The following is a 14,041-nucleotide window of genomic DNA, read 5'->3' as shown; positions in this document are numbered from 1 at the left end:
GCAGAACCGGAAGCTGATGGGGTGGGCGCGCACCGCGCCGACCCACGCTCAGGTGCTGAGCACCCCAGACGTCGACGCGATCGCCCGCGCTGTCCGCGAGGCCGATGAGCGCGGCGTCATCGCCCGCGGCCTCGGCCGCAGCTACGGCGACGTGTCGCAGAACGCGGGCGGCACCGTCATCGACATGACCGCGCTGAACCGCATCCACGACATCGACCAGGACAACGCCGTGGTCGACGTGGACGCGGGCGTCAGCCTGGACCAGCTGATGAAGGCGGCGCTGCCGCACGGCCTGTGGGTCCCGGTGCTGCCGGGCACCCGCCAGGTCACCATCGGCGGGGCCATCGGCTGCGACATCCACGGCAAGAACCACCACTCGCACGGCAGCTTCGGCAACCACGTGCTGTCGATGGACCTGCTCACCGCCGACGGCGAGGTCCGCACCCTGACCCCGGACGGGGAGGGCTCGGACCTGTTCTGGGCGACCGTGGGCGGCGTCGGGCTGACCGGCATCGTGCTGCGCGCGAAGGTGCGGATGAAGCGCACCGAGAGCGCGTACTTCATCGTCGACGCCGACCGGACCAAGGACCTGGACGAGACGCTGGAGCTGTTCTCCAACGGCTCCGACATGAACTACGACTACTCGATGGCGTGGTTCGACGCGATCTCCACCGGCCCGAAGCTGGGCCGCTCGGCGTTCTCCCGCGGCTCGCTGGCCAAGCTCGACGAGCTGCCGCCGAAGCTGCGCGAGAACCCGCTGAAGTTCGACGCCCCGCAGCTGCTGACCTTCCCGGACGTCTTCCCGAACGGGCTGGCGAACAAGCTGACGTTCAGCACGCTCAGCGAGGTCTGGTACCGCAAGACGCCGAAGGCGGGGCGCGGCCAGGTGCAGAACCTGACGGCCTTCTACCACCCGCTCGACATGTTCGGCGAGTGGAACCGCGCCTACGGCTCCAAGGGCTTCCTGCAGTACCAGTTCATCCTGCCCTTCGAGCAGCACGAGGCGCTGCGCGCGCTGGTGCAGCGCATCGCCGAGTCCGGCCACGTGTCGTTCCTCAACGTGCTCAAGCGGATGGGCGACAGCAGCCGCGCGCCGCTGTCGTTCGCGATGCCGGGCTGGACGATCACCGTCGACTTCCCGATCAAGGACGGCCTGAACCGCTTCTGCCAGGAGCTCGACGAGCTGGTGCTCGGCGCGGGGGGCCGCCTGTACTTCGCGAAGGACTCGCGGACCACCCCCGAGATGATCCAGCAGATGTACCCCCGCCTCGACGAGTGGCGCGCGGTGCGCGCCGCCGTCGACCCGCAAGGAATCTTCCACTCCGATCTGTCCCGAAGGTTGGCCCTGTGATTGACGCGGTTGGAAACCCCCAGTCCCTGCTGGTGCTCGGCGGCACCTCCGACATCGCGCTGGCGACCGCCGAGAAGTACGCCGAGGCGCGCCCGCTGCGCATCGTGCTCGCCGCGCGCGAGGGCGAGCGGCTGGAGGCGGCCGCGGAGCGGCTGCGCCTGACCGGCAGCACCGTCACCACGGTGCCCTTCGACGCCCGCAAGCCGGAGACGCACGAGGCGGTCGTGGACAAGGCGTTCGCCGAGGGCGACGTCGACATCACCCTCGTCGCGTTCGGCGTGCAGGGCGACAACGAGAAGGGCTGGACCGAGGTCGAGGCCGCCCGCGAGGTCGCTGAGATCAACTACGTCGCCCCGATCACCCTGGGCGTGCGGCTGGCGAACCGGCTGCGCAAGCAGGGCCACGGGCACCTGGTCGCGATCGCCTCGCCCGCCGGCGAGCGCGCTCGCCGCTCCAACTTCGTGTACGGGTCCTCGAAGGCCGGGCTGGACTCGTTCTACACCGGCCTGACCTACGCGCTGGCCGACGCGGGCGTGAAGGTGACGGTCGTGCGGCCGAACTTCGTGCACACGAAGCTCACCGAGGGCCTCAAGGCCGCTCCGATGGCGCAGACCCCCGGCCAGGTCGCGGACGTGATCGTGGACGCGGTGCGCAAGGGCAAGGAGTCCGTGTGGGCCCCGGCGCAGATGCGCTGGGTGATGACCGTGCTGCGGCACCTGCCGCGCGTGATCTTCCGCCGCCTGCCGTTCTGATCCGGCGCGGTACCGCGGAGGGCCGCCGGGGAGCACCCCGGCGGCCCTCCGCGCGTTCGTGGCCCGGTACCGCCGCGTCGGCCCCGCGCTGCGGAGCGGTCGGTCAGCTCGTCCGCAGCGGGAGCTTCCGCACTCCGGTCATGTTGGGGTTGGGCCGGAACCTCGGCGGGTCGGCCGGGTCGGTGGCCAGCACCGGGAACCGGTCCAGCAGCATGTTCAGCGCGACCCTGCCCTCCAGCCGCGCCAGCGGTGCGCCCACGCAGAAGTGGATGCCGCGCCCGAAGGCCAGGTGCGGGTTCGGATCGCGGGTCGGGTCGAAGACGTCCGGGTTCGCGAACTGCCTCGGGTCCCGGTTCGCCGCCGCCATCCACACCATCAGCAGCTGGTCGGCGGGGACGTGCTGGCCGCCGAGCTCGACGTCCCGCGTGGTCACGCGGGCCATCGCGGCGAACGGGCTGAGGAACCGCAGCGACTCCTCGATCGTCGCGGGCAGCGCCGAGCGGTCCGCCCGCACCCGCGCGGCGTGCTCGGGGTGGGCGTCGAGGCAGAGCACGGTGTTGCCGAGCAGCATCGTGGTGGTGATGTGCCCGGCCACCAGCAGCACGTTCGCGAAGTTGGTGATCTCCTTGCGGCTCAACCGCTCGCCGTCCACCTCGGCCTCGACGAGCTTGGTGAGCAGGTCCTCGCGCGGGTGCGCGCGGCGCTCGTCCACGTGCTCGCCCAGGTAGTCGGTGAGGTTGCGGACCTGCGCCAGCACTTCGTCGAGCTCGCGCCGCTGCTCGGCCGACGGGTTCGTCAGCGCGCCCCGGAGGTCGCGGTCGAACAGCGAGTCCACCCACTGCTTGAACAGCCCGCGGTCGCTGGCGGGGACCCCGAGCAGCTCGGCGATGACGATCACCGGCAGCGGGTAGGCGAGGTCGGCCACCAGTTCCAGCCGGTCCGCGCCGTCGACGGCGTCGAGCAGTTCGCCGGTGAGCGCCGCGATGCGCGGTTCCAGCCCGGCCACCACCTTCGGCGTGAAGGCGTGGCTGACCAGCTTGCGCAGCTTCTGGTGCTCGGGCGGGTCCATCCTGGTGAGGCTGCCCTCGGCGAACTCGCTGCTGTCCGGGACGATCCTGGTGGTGTCCGAGGAGTACGTCGCCGGGTCGCCGAGCACCTCCAGCGCCTCCGGGTAGCCGTAGACGTTCCACACCCCGTAGGTGGCGTCGTGCTGCACGGGACCGCTCGGCCGTTCGCCGCGCAGCCAGAACTGCGAATCGGGTAAGCCCCAGCTCTCGGTGGTGGTCATGATGTCCCCTTCATCATCCGCGGTGATTCATCCCCCGGGGTTCGCCGCGTCGAGCGCGTCGAGGAGCTCCCGGTAGCCGGTGATCAGTTCGGTGAGCAGCCGGTCGATCTCGTCGGCGGCGGCCCGGAGGGCCGTCTCGGACGGTTCCGCCGCCGGTTCGAACGAGGTCCGGACGACGTGCGCGAGCAGATCGGCCTTGCGCTCCCGCGCGAGCGCGTCGAGCCCGGGCTCGAAGTCGTCGACGAGGAAGAAGCCCAGCGCCGCGGCGTGCATCCCGTAGCCGAGATCCGGCAGGTCCGCGCGCAGCAGGCCGGTGCGGGCCAGGACCGCCATGAAGTCGTGGCCCGTCCGGTCCTCGTGCTCGCGTTCGGCGTGCTGGCGCAGGTCGCCGAGCACCTCGGTGTCCCGGGTGGTCAGCGCCAACACCAGCGGTCGCCGGAAGCTCGCCAGGTACGACATCCGCAGCAGCCGGTGCGGCCGCACCTCGGTCGGCTCCGCCCGCACCGCCGCGCGCATCTCCTCGGTGAGTTCGAGGGATTCGCGCACCAGCAGGCTCTGGAACAGCGCGAGCTTGGTCTTCCAGTGCAGGTAGACGGTGCCCTTGCCGACGCCCGCCTGGCGGGCGACGTCGTCGATGGTCACCTTCCGGTAGCCGTGGCGCAGCAGCAGCTCTCCCGCCGCGTCCAGGATGCGGTCGGCTCGTTCGGTGTCGCGGGGCACGGACGTCCTCTCCTGCGCCGGACGAGCCGACTCGTCTCGACCACGTGACCGATTTTGCTCATCTGGTCACGTGGTGACGCTAATCCTCACGGAGGGGCGGGGCAAGCCCCGTGCCGGTGCCTCGCGGGGCCTTGTCACTCGAACGTGCGGGATCGAGGTCGTTGACCAGTGCGAAGACCCCGATCAGCGCGCAGGCGCCCGCCAAGAGGTCTAGGTTCGGACTCGCCTGAGGAACGTCGCGAGAAGGGAGCCGTCATGGGACTCGGCAGCCTCAAGGACAAGCTGATGAACATGGGCAAGCAGCACAGCGACAAGGTCGAACAGGGCATCGACAAGGGAAGTGACGCGGCCAAGAAGAAGTTCGGCCACGAGCAGCAGGTCGACCAGGCCGCCGAGAAGGGCAAGGACTACTTCCGCAACGAGGGCTCAGGGCCGCAGCAGTAGCCCGGCTCCGCTGCTCGGCCCACGCCGTCCGGCGCGCGGACCTGACGAGGGTGGTCCAGCGCCCGGAGGTGGCCGGCAGCGCCCTGGAAAGGGGTCGTCCCGATCGTGGGACGGCCCCTTTCCCGCTGTTCGTCACCCCGTCGCGGACCGCGCCGCGCAGCGGGCGACGAGCCGCCCGGCGGATCCGGCGGCGGGCGATCAGGCCCGGACCGCGAGGGCGATGCCCTGGCCGACCCCCACCGAAGCCGCGGCGACGCCCAGCCCGCCGCCCCGGTGGCGCAGGTGGCGGCACAGGTCGAGCACGATCCGCGGCATCGACGCTCCCAGCGGATGCCCGTAGGCGAGCGCCCCGCCGTGCACGTTGACCCGTTCGGGAACGACGCCCGGCAGGTGCTCCAGGACCCCCAGCACCACCGCGGCGAAGGTCTCGTTGATCTCCCACAGGTCCACCTCGAACGCCTCGGCGCCCAGGCCGCGCAGCAGCTTCCGGATCGCGGGCACCGCCGAGAGCGCGAAGTGCTGCGGCTCGGTGCCGGTGCTCGCCGCGCCCGCGAGTTCTCCCCACGGCCGCACGCCGAGCCGCTCCGCCTGCTCCTCGGTCCCGACGAGCGCCGCCAGCGCGCCGTCCGAGAGCGGTGCGGAATTGCCCACCGTGACCGGCCCCCCGGCGGAGAACGCCGAACCGAGATCGCCCAGCTTCCGCAGGTCGGTGTCGGGGCGCACCGACTCGTCCCGGCGCAGCACCGCGCCGTCGGGCGTGGTCACGGGGAAGGCGAACCCGTCGTGCAGCCCCGCGTCCCAGGCAGCGGCCGCCCGGCGGTGCGAGCGCAGCGCGCAGGTGTCGAGCTGCTCCCGGGTGAGGCGCAGGTCGAGCGCGGTGCGCTCCGCCGCCTGTCCGAGCGGCACCGTCCACGCCGAAGGCATCCGCGGGTTGACCAGCCGCCAGCCCGCGGCCGTGGACACCGCCTCCATGCGGTCCGGCATGGCGCGCTCGGCGCGCGGGACCACGAACGGGGCCCGGCTCATGCCCTCCACGCCACCCGCGACGAGCAGCTCGGCCTCGTCGGCCTTGATCGCTCGTGCCGCCTGCACCAGGGCCTCACCGCCGGAGCCGCAGAGCCGGTTCACGGTGACGCCGGGGACGGTCGGGGGCAGACCGGCCAGCAGCGCCGCCATCCGCGCCACGTTGCGGTTCTCCTCGCCCGCGCCGTTGGTGTTGCCGTAGAGCACGTCCTCGATCCGCGCCGGATCGAGCCGCCCGCTGCCCCCGGAGCCGTGCCTGCGCAGCAGCTCGGCGAGGGGGAGCGCGGCGAGGTCGTCGACGCGGACCCCGGACAGCGCTCCCCGGTAGCGGCCGAAGGGGGTGCGGGCGGCGTCGAGGACGAAGGCGCGGGCCATGCCTCCATGCTGGCCGAATCCGGGCCCGCTGCCCAAGGTCCGCTCGGGGGGCCTATCCGGACCCGGGCAGTTCCGCGGTGGCCGACGCTTCGTCCAACGCGGTGACCCGGCCGCCGCGCGCGCCGAGGTCGCGCAGCTTGCGCAGGTCCCGGTCGGAGCGCAGCGGCACCGACCGCGCGCTCCAGTCGCCGCTGCCGAGCCGCTCCAACTCCCCGCGCGCCGCGTGACCGCCGTCCACGGTGGTCTTGAGCGCTCCGGTGGAGGCCAGCGAGCCGCGGGCCGCGCCGAGACGCCCCAGCGCGTCGTCCACGGCGTCCAGCAGCGCCACCCGGTTGCCCTCGGTCATGGCCCGCACCAGCTCCGGTTCGGAGGCCGCCACCCGGGTCGCGTCCCGGAAGGACCCGGCGGCCAGCGAGAGCGCCAGCGGGCCCCCGTCCGCGCCGACCGCGGCGAGCACGTTCGCGAACACGTGCGGCAGGTGCGAGATGCGGGCCACGGCGGCGTCGTGCTCCCCGGCGGAGGTCACCACCACGTGCGCACCGCAGTCCAGCGCCAGCTCGGCGGCCGCGCGCCAGGCCGCCAGCGTCGTGCCGTCCTCCACGACCACCGCCCACGGCGCGCCGCGGAACAGCTCGGCCGATCCGGCGGCCCAGCCGGCGGCGGCGGTGCCCGCCATCGGGTGACCACCGGCGTAGCGGGCGCCGGGCAGCAGGGCGCGCACCTCGGCGTCGACCGGGTCCTTCACGCTGACCACGTCGGTGAGGAGGGCTTCCGGCGCCTGCCAGGCGATCGTGCGCAGCACGCCGCGAACCGAGGTCAGCGGGGTGGCGACGACGATGAGCGCGTCCTGCTCGGCGGCGCGGCGCACCGCCTCCTCGGTGCTGAGCACCTCGTGGCCGTCCGCTCGGGCGAGCTCGGCGTCCTCGCCGGTGCTCGCGCCCCAGCAGGGACGCCCCGCGGCGGTGGCGGCGCGCAGCACCGAGCCACCGATCAATCCCAGTCCGATCACGCACACGGCACGCATGACCACATCCTGCCCGACCGGGCGGGCCCGCCGGACCACCCGGTCGTGCGGTTCACCACCCCCTTTCGCGGTGCTGAAGGTCACGAGCGCGCAATAGTGCTTTCGGGTGGCACCGGCACGCTCTACCGTTGGTCGCATGACAGGGCAGGAGCCGGACGGGGGCTTCGCCGTCGCCGTGGTCCGCGAGGACGGCCGGTGGCGGTGCAGCGAGCTGGACGGCTCGGTATTGGGCGGTCTCGACGCGACGATCACGGCGCTGCGCGCGCTGCGCTCCACCGGGGCCGTGTTCGGCATGTGCAACGTGGACGACGAGTTCTTCGTGCTGATCCGGCCGGTGCCCGGCGGGGTCGACCTGCTGCTCTCGGACGCGGCGGCCGCGCTGGACTACGACATCGCCGCCGACGTGCTCGACCTGCTGCGGGTGGATGCGCCGGACGAGGACGACGACGAGGTGTGGCCGGAGGGCAACCTGTCGATCCTCTCGGACATCGGCCTGCCCGAGGGCGAACTGCTCGTGATCATCGAAGAGGTCGACCTCTACCCCGACGAGCAGCTGGAGATGATCGCCCAGCGCTGCGGGTTCGGCGACCAGTTCTCCGGCGTGCTGGAGAAGCTGGCGCAGTGACCGACCGCGACGCGGAGCTGGTGCGCGCGGCCCTGGAGATCGCCCCCGGCGCCTTGGCGGCCGGGGACGTGCCCGTCGGAGCGGTGGTCGCCGGTCCCGACGGCCGGATCCTGGCCCGCGAGCACAACCGGCGCGAGGAGCGCGGTGATCCCACCGCGCACGCCGAGGTGCTGGCCCTGCGCGCCGCGGCCGCGGTCCGGGGCGACGGGTGGCGCCTCGCGGACTGCACGCTCGCCGTCACCGTCGAGCCCTGCACGATGTGCGCGGGAGCCCTGGTGCTCTCCCGGATCGCCCGGGTGGTCTTCGGCGTGTGGGAGCCGCGCACCGGCGCGGTCGGCTCGCTCTGGGACGTGGTGCGCGACCGCCGGAACAACCACCGGCCCGAGGTCGTCGGGGGAGTGCTCGCCACCGAGTGCGCCGCGCTGCTGGAGGGCTTCTTCGGCTCGCACCGGTGATCTGAGTCACCAGTGCGTGAGATCCACTGCCGCTGGGTACTCGGAGAGGCGACGAACCCTGCGGAAGGAGTCACGATGGGTGTGTTCGACAAGGTCAAGCACCAGGCCCAGCAGCTCACCGGCCGCGCCAAGGAGGCCACCGGTAGCGCGACCGGGAACGACGAGCTGCGCGATGCGGGCAAGCGCGATCAGGTCGAGGGCCAGGTCAAGGAGAAGGGCCAGGACCTCAAGGACAAGGCCGCGGGCGCGGCGGAGGACGTCCAGGACAAGCTCAAGGGCGAGGGCGGGACCAGCGGCTCCGCTGATCGCTGACCCCGTCTGCGGGCTCCGCTGAGGCGTCCAGTAGCCTTGTCGGCGGTAGCGTGTCCGAGCGGCCGAAGGAGCGCGCCTCGAAAGCGCGTGAGGTGAGAGCCTCCGTGGGTTCGAATCCCACCGCTACCGCCGGTCAGAGCCGGTTCCCCCAACAGGGGGAACCGGCTCTTTGGCGTTCAGTCTCAGTTGTGGTCTCAGCGGGCCGCGCCGTGCGCCGTGGAGCGCATCGCGGTGCGCCTCCGCGCCGGCGGCATCTTCCGCGCGGGCCGTCCCGCACCGCGAGGTGCTTCCGGCGCGGGCCGCGGTGTCCGGCCGGGGCTCGGGCTCCGGGATGTTCGGGACCCGGGACGTCTCGGAATGATGCCCGTTGGTGAAGCAATTCCCGGGTTCGGGCTCTGGAACGTGACAGTCCACATCGAACGGGAACGAACGGGAGAACCGCGTTGCGCGTTCGGGAGGGGCGAGTCCTTCGGGGCGTGTCGAGGTGGGGCGGGATCCGGATTCCCGGAGAGGGATTCCGCCTGGATTTCTCCGGAATCGAGCGGAACGCGGAAATGGGGCGCGCCGCTCTGATCGCCGTCGCGGGCGCCCCCGGCTCGCAGCGCTCCGGCCTCGGCTCCGGTCGAGGTCTTCACCGGTGTCCACCCGCCCCGCGGGTCGCTTTCGACGCCTGCGGTGCGGTTGAGGCGCAGGGCAGTTGGCGAAGCCGCTCCTTCCGGACCCCGGCGCCGGGCCCGCGGACAGAGTTGCGGGTCCGGGTCTGATCGGGGGAATCCGCTCCGGCGGGTCACCGCCGATCGGGGGAGGGCCGCTCACGATCGGCCGTCCCCTTCCGGCGGTACGAGACCGGTGCGGGCCGTTCCGTGCCGTTGCGGCACAGTTCTGGGCGAAACCCGCTCGTGGGGGAGGATTTCCCTGCGTCTTCGGATGCGAATCTCTGGCAGAACCGATCGGGGCCAGCCGGGCACTAGGTTCTTCAGTCGAAGAACTTCTTCCTGGATTCTTCACGGAATTGAGAGGAAATCGAACATGAGGCGCACTGCCATCATCGTCGCGTCCGTCGCGACCGGTCTGCTGGCCCTGGCGGGCCCGGCCTCCGCCGCCGGCACCTACGCGGGTGTGTACCCCTCGCACGCCGCCGCCTCGAAGGCCTGCGCCGACGGCAAGGCCCAGGGTCGCTGGAGCAGCTGCATGTACCGCGCCGCCGTGCCGGGCCCGAACCCGCCGGTCGAGCTCTGGGTCTCCTGATCTCCCCAGGACCGGCTCGATTGCCGGGCCCGGTAGCGCTGCCGGTGTCCTGATCAGCGATCCCGATCGGTCCGATGTGGACGCCCTCCGCGCACGCGCGGGGGGCGTTCGCGCGTTCGCGCCCCGCCCAGGTGTGGTGATTTTCCGCACCGATCGCCGGGAGGCTCCGAGGTGGCCGGTCGTCTCGGGCAGGAGGAGCGCGGAATGTGTGGAATCGCCGGAGTGGTGGCGTTCGACGAGGACGTGACCCGCAAGCGCCCCGTGGTGGAAGCGATGGCCGAGACGATGTCCTGCCGCGGGCCCGACGCCGGCGGGCTCTGGCTCGACCGGCACGTCGGCCTCGGGCACCGCAGGCTCGCGGTGATCGACATCGAGGGCGGTCGGCAGCCGATGGAGGTCCGCACCCCGGACGGGCCGGTGGTGCTGACCTACAGCGGTGAGGCCTACAACTTCGTCGAGCTGCGCGAGGAGCTGCGCGGGCGGGGGCACGAGTTCCGGACCGCCAGCGACACCGAGGTGGTGCTGCGCGGGTACCTGGAGTGGGGCGAATCCCTCGTCGACCGGCTCAACGGCATGTACGCCTTCGCGGTCTGGGACGGCCGGGACGAGAAGCTGGTCATGGTCCGCGACCGGCTCGGCATCAAGCCGTTCTACTTCAAGGAGACCGGCGACGGCGTGCTGTTCGGCTCCGAGCCGAAGGCGATCCTGGCCCACCCCGGCGTGCGGGCCGTGGTCGAGGCCGACGGGATGGGCGAGCTGCTCGGCGGGATCAAGACGCCCGGGCACGCGATCTGGTCGGGGATGCGCGAGGTCGTGCCCGGCACGCTGGTCGTGGTGGACCGCTCCGGGCTGCGGGAGCGCACCTACTGGACGTTGCGCACCGCCGAGCACACCGACGACCTGGACACCACGATCGCGAACATCCGCGAGCTGCTCGACGACTCGGTGAACCGGCAGCTCACCGCGGACGTGCCGCTGGGCGTGCTGCTCTCCGGCGGTCTGGACTCCAGCGCGCTGACCGCGCTGGCCGCCCAGCAGCTCGCGGCGCGGGGCGAGCGGGTGCGCAGCTTCTCGGTGGACTTCGTGGGACTGGCCGACAACTTCCGCCCCGACGACATGCGCGCCACCCCCGATTCGCCGTTCGTGCACGACGTCGCGAACCACGTGGGTTCGGTGCACCGGGACATCGTGCTCGGCGAAGAGGCGCTGTCCGACCCGGCGACCCGCCGGAAGGTGATCACCGCGAAGGACTTCGCGGTCGGCGCCGCCGACGTCGACGTCTCGCTGTACCTGCTGTTCCAGGCGATCCGCGAGCACTCCACGGTGGCGCTGTCCGGGGAGACCGCCGACGAGCTCTTCGGCGGCTACCCCTGGTTCCACGACCCGGCGACCCAGCAGGCGGAGATCTTCCCGTGGATGGTGCCGGTGCTCGCCGCCGGGGAGGCCTCGCCGGACGACGGCGGTCCGCCGGTCTCGGAGTTCTTCGACCCCGACCTGGACGCCGGCATCGACCTGATGACCTACCTGAAGGACCGCTACCACGACGCGGTCGCCGAGGTGGAGCCGCTGCCCGGCGCCGACCCGCACGAGCAGCGGATGCGGGTGCTCAGCCACCTGCACCTGACCCGCTTCCTGCGGGCGATGCTGGACCGCAAGGACCGGATCAGCATGGCCGTCGGCCTGGAGGTCCGCGTCCCGTTCTGCGATCACCGGCTCGTCGAGTACGTCTACAACACACCGTGGGCGATGAAGAGCTTCGACGGCCGGGAGAAGAGCCTGCTGCGCGCGGCGGCCGCGGACGTGCTGCCGGACTCGGTGCTGGAGCGGGTGAAGAGCCCCTACCCGTCCACCCAGGACCCCGCGTACGCGGGGAAGCTGCAGGCGTTGGGCCGGGAGATCCTGTCCGACCAGGACCACCCGATGTTCCAGGTCATCTACCGCAAGTGGTTCGACGCCACGGTGAACACGCCGCCGGAGGCCCTGCCGGGCTACGAGCGGGAGAAGCTGGACCGAGCCCTCGACATCGCCACCTGGATGGACGTCCACCGCCCGGAGATCCGGGTGGGTTAGGGCCGCGGCGGCACCGGTTCGTCGTGCGAAGCGGGGTCACCGGTCGTCCGGGCGCAGTACCGTCTGCACTCGACTGATCGTCGAGTGACAGGGGTGCGAGCTCGTGGGCGGATCGTCGAGGGTGCTGGCGGGGTCGTTGGCCGCGTGCGGGGTGCTGGTGGTGCTGCCGGGTTCGGCGCTCGCCGCCGAGGTGCGGATCCACGACGTGCAGGGCGTCGGCCGCGTCTCCCCGCTGCTGGGACAGCAGGTCAGCGGGGTGCCCGGCGTGGTGACGGGAATCCGCGCTGCGGGGACCTCGCCCGGGTTCTGGTTCCAGGACCCGGAGCCGGACGACGACCCGCGCACCAGCGAGGGCCTGTTCGTCTACACCCCGGGCGAGGCGCCGGCGGTGGCGGTGGGCGATGTGGTGTCGGTCTCCGGCACCGTCGCCGAGTACTACGCGGTCGGCGAGGGCGAGGACCCGGAGACCACGCCGAACCAGTCGCTCACCGAGCTGTCCGGGGCGACCTGGCAGGTCACGGGCACCGCGCCGGTCCCGGCGGCGGAGCCGCTCACCCCGGACTCGGTGCCGGAGGCGTACGCGCCGGAGGGCGAGCTGGACGCGCTGCCGCTGGAGCCGGCCCGGTTCGCGCTGGACTTCTACGAGTCCCGCGAGCACATGACCGTCGGCATCGCGGACGCGCGGGTGGTCGGACCGACCGACTCCTACGGCGCGCTCACCGTCACCTCGAAGCCCGAGCAGAACGCGGGTGAGCGCGGCACCACCACCTACACCGGTTACGACCGGCCGAACTCGGGCCGGTTGAAGGTGGAACCGGTGGGCCCGCCGGTTCCCGCCGCGAACGTGGGCGATGAGCTGTCCGGGCGCACCGAGGGGCCGCTGGACTACAGCCGGTTCGGCGGCTACCTGCTCGCGGCCACGACGCTGGGCGAGCACCGGCCGGTCGGGGTGCGTCCGGAGACGACCCGCGCCCAAGCCGAGGACGAGCTCGCCGTCGCCACCTACAACGTGGAGAACCTGGCCGCCACCGACGAGCAGCGGAAGTTCGACCGGCTGGCGCGGGGCGTGGCCGAGAACCTGGCCGCCCCCGACGTGATCGCACTGGAGGAGGTGCAGGACGACACCGGTGCCACCGACGACGGCGTGGTCGCGGCGGGCGGGACGCTGGAGCGCTTCGCGGCCGCGATCGAGGCAGCGGGCGGACCGCGCTACGAGTGGCGGCAGATCGACCCGGTCGACGGTGCCGACGGCGGCCAACCAGGTGGCAACATCCGGGTGGCGTTCCTGTTCAACCCGGCGCGGGTGTCCTTCGCGGATCGCCCTGGCGGGGACGCGGGAACACCGGTCGAGGTGGTGCGCGGGGAGTCCGGACCCGAGCTGAGCTCCTCCCCGGGCCGGATCGCGCCGGGCGACGAGGCGTGGCGGGCGAGCCGCAAGCCGCTGGCGGGCGAGTTCACCTTCCGGGGCGCTCCGGTGTTCGTGGTCGCCGATCACTTCGCCTCCAAGGGCGGCGACCAGCCGATGCACGGCCGGTTCCAGCCGCCGGCGCGCGAGTCCGAGCGGCAGCGGGTGGCGCAGGCGCGGCTGGTGCACGACTTCGCCGCCGAGCTGCGCGCGGCCGACCCGGACGCGAACGTCGTGGTGACCGGCGACTTCAACGACTTCGGCTTCTCCCCGGCGTTGCGGGTGCTGACCGGTGACGGGGCGCTGTCCTCGCCCGCCGAGGCGCTGCCGCCGACCGAGCGCTACAGCTACGTCTACGAGGGCAACGCGCAGGCGCTGGACCACGTGCTGCTCTCGCCCGGCGTCGGCCCGGCCGAGTACGACGTCGTGCACGTCAACGCGGAGTTCGCCGACCAGGCCAGCGATCACGACCCGCAGGTGGTGCGGCTGCGTCCGGCCCGGTGATGGCCCGGCTCCGACCCGCCGGTTCGGCCCCCGGGGCTCCCGGTGGGTCGAATCGTCGATCTGGGCCGCGACGGTTCTGGCGCTGACCAGCTGGCGCGCCGGGGCGGCGGTCTCGCGGGTGCGGTCGCGGGCGGCCGCGTTCCCGCCCCGCTGCCCCGATCCGGCAGGAGATCCATTCATTCGGCGGAATCGTCGAACCGACGGAGTTTCTGCGTAGGAATGCCGGGATTGGTTGAGGAATTCTGCTCATCTGCCGGGGAAAGCGTTGCGCCGTCGCGCGCGTGCTGGGGATGCTCGTGCGGGTACTGCTGTCCGCGAGGAGCGGGAACACGATCGAGAATGGTCCCGGCGTGCGAGCGAGAGCTGGTCGCGGTCGCGCTGGAGTGGGCGACGACTCCGCTGGTAGCACTCCTGGTTGTCACTCAAGGTGAGTACGCTGGGGCTC

Annotated in this window: 13 protein-coding genes and 1 tRNA gene; 10 read left to right on the top strand and 4 right to left on the bottom strand. The window is 72.4% G+C overall.

Annotated features, from left to right (window positions below):
* Positions 1–16: 16 nt before the first annotated feature.
* Entirely contained in the window at positions 17–1,351 is a 1,335-nt protein-coding gene (locus tag ACL03H_RS07390; protein WP_412810448.1) for an FAD-binding protein, read from the top strand.
* Positions 1,348–2,103: a decaprenylphospho-beta-D-erythro-pentofuranosid-2-ulose 2-reductase gene (locus ACL03H_RS07385; protein WP_412810348.1), complete on the top strand. Its 756-nt coding sequence runs from the start codon at positions 1,348–1,350 to the stop codon at positions 2,101–2,103. The genes ACL03H_RS07390 and ACL03H_RS07385 overlap by 4 nt, the downstream gene beginning before the upstream one ends.
* A 103-nt stretch (positions 2,104–2,206) precedes the next feature.
* Here ACL03H_RS07385 and ACL03H_RS07380 read toward each other — a convergent pair whose 3' ends face one another.
* Both ACL03H_RS07380 and ACL03H_RS07375 read right to left on the bottom strand, forming a co-directional pair.
* Positions 2,207–3,391 (bottom strand): cytochrome P450, encoded by a 1,185-nt coding sequence (locus ACL03H_RS07380; protein ID WP_412810347.1) that lies wholly within the window; start codon positions 3,389–3,391, stop codon positions 2,207–2,209.
* Positions 3,392–3,418: 27 nt separating this feature from the next.
* Positions 3,419–4,111 (bottom strand): TetR/AcrR family transcriptional regulator, encoded by a 693-nt coding sequence (locus ACL03H_RS07375; protein WP_412810346.1) that lies wholly within the window; start codon positions 4,109–4,111, stop codon positions 3,419–3,421.
* Between the two features lie 255 nt (positions 4,112–4,366).
* Between ACL03H_RS07375 and ACL03H_RS07370 the strand changes: the two genes are divergently transcribed.
* Complete coding sequence (locus ACL03H_RS07370; RefSeq protein WP_412810345.1) at positions 4,367–4,555, top strand: antitoxin; 189 nt, start codon at positions 4,367–4,369, stop codon at positions 4,553–4,555.
* 198 nt (positions 4,556–4,753) lie between these two features.
* Here the strand turns inward: ACL03H_RS07370 and ACL03H_RS07365 are convergent, their stop codons facing one another.
* Together ACL03H_RS07365 and ACL03H_RS07360 are read right to left on the bottom strand one after the other, a co-directional pair.
* On the bottom strand, positions 4,754–5,953 hold the full coding sequence (locus tag ACL03H_RS07365; RefSeq protein WP_412810344.1) for a thiolase family protein: 1,200 nt from the start codon (positions 5,951–5,953) through the stop codon (positions 4,754–4,756).
* 52 nt (positions 5,954–6,005) lie between these two features.
* Positions 6,006–6,977: a prephenate dehydrogenase gene (locus ACL03H_RS07360; RefSeq protein WP_412810343.1), complete on the bottom strand. Its 972-nt coding sequence runs from the start codon at positions 6,975–6,977 to the stop codon at positions 6,006–6,008.
* Positions 6,978–7,113: 136 nt separating this feature from the next.
* Between ACL03H_RS07360 and ACL03H_RS07355 the strand changes: the two genes are divergently transcribed.
* The 7 genes from ACL03H_RS07355 (at position 7,114) to ACL03H_RS07325 (ending at position 13,596) form a co-directional block, all read left to right on the top strand.
* A complete protein-coding gene (locus ACL03H_RS07355) occupies positions 7,114–7,602 on the top strand; it encodes a tRNA adenosine deaminase-associated protein (RefSeq protein ID WP_412810342.1) in 489 nt (162 codons plus the stop codon).
* Positions 7,599–8,057, top strand: a complete 459-nt coding sequence (locus ACL03H_RS07350) for a nucleoside deaminase (RefSeq protein ID WP_412810341.1) — start codon at positions 7,599–7,601, stop codon at positions 8,055–8,057. The genes ACL03H_RS07355 and ACL03H_RS07350 overlap by 4 nt, the downstream gene beginning before the upstream one ends.
* A gap of 75 nt (positions 8,058–8,132) precedes the next feature.
* Positions 8,133–8,369 carry a CsbD family protein gene (locus ACL03H_RS07345; protein ID WP_412810340.1) on the top strand — a complete coding sequence of 79 codons (237 nt, stop codon included), beginning with the start codon at positions 8,133–8,135 and terminating at the stop codon, positions 8,367–8,369.
* A 44-nt stretch (positions 8,370–8,413) separates the two neighbouring features.
* Positions 8,414–8,498: transfer RNA gene (locus ACL03H_RS07340), tRNA-Ser, on the top strand.
* 900 nt (positions 8,499–9,398) lie between these two features.
* Positions 9,399–9,617 (top strand): hypothetical protein, encoded by a 219-nt coding sequence (locus ACL03H_RS07335; protein ID WP_412810339.1) that lies wholly within the window; start codon positions 9,399–9,401, stop codon positions 9,615–9,617.
* A gap of 204 nt (positions 9,618–9,821) precedes the next feature.
* On the top strand, positions 9,822–11,687 hold the full coding sequence (asnB, locus tag ACL03H_RS07330) for an asparagine synthase (glutamine-hydrolyzing) (RefSeq protein ID WP_412810338.1): 1,866 nt from the start codon (positions 9,822–9,824) through the stop codon (positions 11,685–11,687).
* A 103-nt stretch (positions 11,688–11,790) separates the two neighbouring features.
* A complete protein-coding gene (locus ACL03H_RS07325; RefSeq protein ID WP_412810337.1) occupies positions 11,791–13,596 on the top strand; it encodes an endonuclease/exonuclease/phosphatase family protein in 1,806 nt (601 codons plus the stop codon).
* The last annotated feature ends 445 nt before the right edge of the window (positions 13,597–14,041 follow it).

The organism is Saccharopolyspora antibiotica (assembly GCF_047200635.1).
Classification (GTDB): domain Bacteria; phylum Actinomycetota; class Actinomycetes; order Mycobacteriales; family Pseudonocardiaceae; genus Saccharopolyspora_C.
Note: the sequence above shows the minus strand (reverse complement) of the source record. Positions and strands in the feature narration are given on the sequence as shown.

Excerpts from the sequence above, each read along its gene's own strand:
- ACL03H_RS07390 (WP_412810448.1), top strand. The coding sequence starts at position 17 with ATGGGGTGGGCGCGCACCGCGCCGACCCACGCTCAGGTGCTGAGCACC.
- ACL03H_RS07380 (WP_412810347.1), bottom strand. The coding sequence starts at position 3,391 with ATGACCACCACCGAGAGCTGGGGCTTACCCGATTCGCAGTTCTGGCTG.
- ACL03H_RS07360 (WP_412810343.1), bottom strand. The coding sequence starts at position 6,977 with ATGCGTGCCGTGTGCGTGATCGGACTGGGATTGATCGGTGGCTCGGTG.
- asnB (WP_412810338.1), top strand. The coding sequence starts at position 9,822 with ATGTGTGGAATCGCCGGAGTGGTGGCGTTCGACGAGGACGTGACCCGC.
- ACL03H_RS07365 (WP_412810344.1), bottom strand. The coding sequence starts at position 5,953 with ATGGCCCGCGCCTTCGTCCTCGACGCCGCCCGCACCCCCTTCGGCCGC.
- ACL03H_RS07370 (WP_412810345.1), top strand. The coding sequence starts at position 4,367 with ATGGGACTCGGCAGCCTCAAGGACAAGCTGATGAACATGGGCAAGCAG.
- ACL03H_RS07345 (WP_412810340.1), top strand. The coding sequence starts at position 8,133 with ATGGGTGTGTTCGACAAGGTCAAGCACCAGGCCCAGCAGCTCACCGGC.
- ACL03H_RS07335 (WP_412810339.1), top strand. The coding sequence starts at position 9,399 with ATGAGGCGCACTGCCATCATCGTCGCGTCCGTCGCGACCGGTCTGCTG.
- ACL03H_RS07355 (WP_412810342.1), top strand. The coding sequence starts at position 7,114 with ATGACAGGGCAGGAGCCGGACGGGGGCTTCGCCGTCGCCGTGGTCCGC.